This is a genomic window from Marinospirillum sp. (genome assembly GCF_014859565.1).
Genome location: NZ_JACUUA010000378.1, coordinates 1 through 2,243, shown reverse-complemented (window position 1 = coordinate 2,243; position 2,243 = coordinate 1). Strand labels below are relative to the sequence as shown.

Here is a 2,243-nt window from a genome sequence, read left to right as displayed (position 1 = left end):
TGACCTTTGATCGTGTTATCGCCAATCCGCCTTTCAGCCTGAAAAAATGGGGCAAGGAAGAAGCCGACAATGACCGTTATGGCCGCTTCCCCTATGGCACACCGCCCAAGGATGCCGGTGACCTGGCGTTTGTACAGCACATGATCGCCAGCCTGAATGCCGAAGGCATGATGGGCGTGGTGATGCCGCACGGTGTACTCTTCCGGGGTTCCAGCGAAAGGGAAATCCGCAAAGGCATACTGACCGATGACCTGCTGGAAGCCGTAATTGGCCTGCCTGCCGGTCTTTTTTATGGCACCGGCATTCCCGCTTGCCTGTTGATCATCAACAAAAACAAACCGGCTGGACGCAAGGGCAGGGTGCTGTTCATCAACAGTGAACTGGAATACGAAGAAGGCAAAAACCAGAACAAACTGCGGTTGGAAGACATCAACAAAATCGTCAGCACCTTTGACCAGTATGCAGAAATCAAACGCTATTCCAGAGTTGTGCCCCTGTATGAGATTGCTGAAAACGACTACAACCTGAACATCCGCCGTTATGCCGACACCAGCCCACCCCCGGAAATCTTTGATGTGCGCGCCCTCCTGCATGGCGGCATTCCGGTCAGAGAAGTGGAAAGCGAATACATCCGTGAAGAAATCCTGATCGATTTTGATGTCAGCTGTGTGTTTGACCGCAGGGATAACGACTACTTTGACTTCAAACCCAGCATTACAAGCAAAGAACAACTGCGTGACCTCATCCAGCAGCAAGCTCCCGATGCTGAAAACACTTCAGCCGTCATCAGCCAGGTCGAGCGCTGGTGGGACAAGTACAAAGTCTCGCTGAAAGAGCTGGATCAACAGGTGGTGGAAGCCGAAAGCGTGATGAAAGGGTATCTCAAGGAGCTGGGGTATGAGTGATACGCTTCAAATTGTTCAAATTGGTGATTTGATTCAGACAAAAAATGATAAATCCAAGCAGCTACAATCCAGTGATTACCTGGGTAATGGGATATTACCAATTGTTGACCAAGGGGCAAAAGCTGTCTGTGGATACACTAATGACTTATCTAAGCGATACGATAAAGGGTTGCCATTAATAATTTTTGGCGATCACACCCTACACACAAAGTTCATCGACTTTGACTTTGCTATTGGTGCCGATGGTACACAGGTTCTTGCACCAAAGAATCAAGAATGTAATGCCAAATACCTATATTACTTGATTTCAAGAGCAGCGGAGTTGATAGGTAGCGAAGGTTATAAGCGACATTTCAAAATTCTTAAAGAGTACGATGTAGAGTATATCGTTCCACTTCCCAAACAGAAAAAAATCGCTGCCATTCTGTCATCCGTTGATGAGGTGATCGAAAAAACACGCGCCCAGATCGACAAGCTTAAAGACCTGAAAACCGGCATGATGCAGGAGCTGCTGACCAAGGGCATTGGACACACCGAGTTCAAAGACTCACCCGTAGGGCGGATACCGGCGAGGTGGGAGGTTGTTGAGCTTGGAAAAGTCTTAACTGGTATTGATTCAGGCTGGAGTCCTAATTGTCACGATCGTCGACCAGGCACTGGTGAGTGGGGGGTACTTAAAGTCAGCTCAGTAACACGCGGTGAGTTTTTAGAGGATGAAGCAAAGCTATTACCCAAAAATCTTTCGGTGCGCGAAAAGCTTTTAGTACACAAAGGCGATATATTGCTTACCCGCGCAAATGGGGTGGCAGCGCTAGTTGGAAAGTGCGTTATTGTTAACAAAGAACCTCAAGCAAAGTTGATGATGTCAGATAAAATTCTTCGGTTAAGGCCATCTGACAAAATTTCCAAAGAGTTTCTTTTGCATGTGTTTAATAGTTATTCAACGAGAAAGCAGATTGAATTATGCTGGGGTGGCTCAAGTGGTCAAAAAAATATCAGTCAATCCGATATAAAGGATTTTTATATTCCTCTCCCTTCCATTAGCGAACAAATTGCAATTGCAAAAACCATTACGCAAGCAAGTCAAGTTTTGTACGACAAAAATAATAAGCTTGCTAAATTGATAAGTGCTAAAAAAGCTCTCATGCAAGACCTGCTCACCGGCAAAGTCCGTGTTCAGGTGGATGCTCCAGAAGTTGCCGAAGCCTGATTTTTCACCTCAATTTGCCCTCCCTTTAAGTTGACAGGTCTGTATTTTTAACTAGACTTGTCAACTCAACCTCTTTCTCAGGTGTACCCTCATGTTGCATGAACGCATCCGTCGGGCGCGTGTTCTGA

At 46.4% G+C, this 2,243-nt stretch carries 2 protein-coding genes; both read left to right on the top strand.

All coding sequences use genetic code 11. The features are described from left to right. On the top strand, window positions 1-905 hold a 905-nt coding region (locus tag IBX50_RS19875), incomplete at its 5' end, for an N-6 DNA methylase (RefSeq protein WP_292258130.1). After that, a complete protein-coding gene (locus IBX50_RS19870; RefSeq protein ID WP_292258129.1) occupies window positions 898-2,115 on the top strand; it encodes a restriction endonuclease subunit S in 1,218 nt (405 codons plus the stop codon). The genes IBX50_RS19875 and IBX50_RS19870, both read left to right, overlap by 8 nt. Window positions 2,116-2,243: the final 128 nt, after the last annotated feature.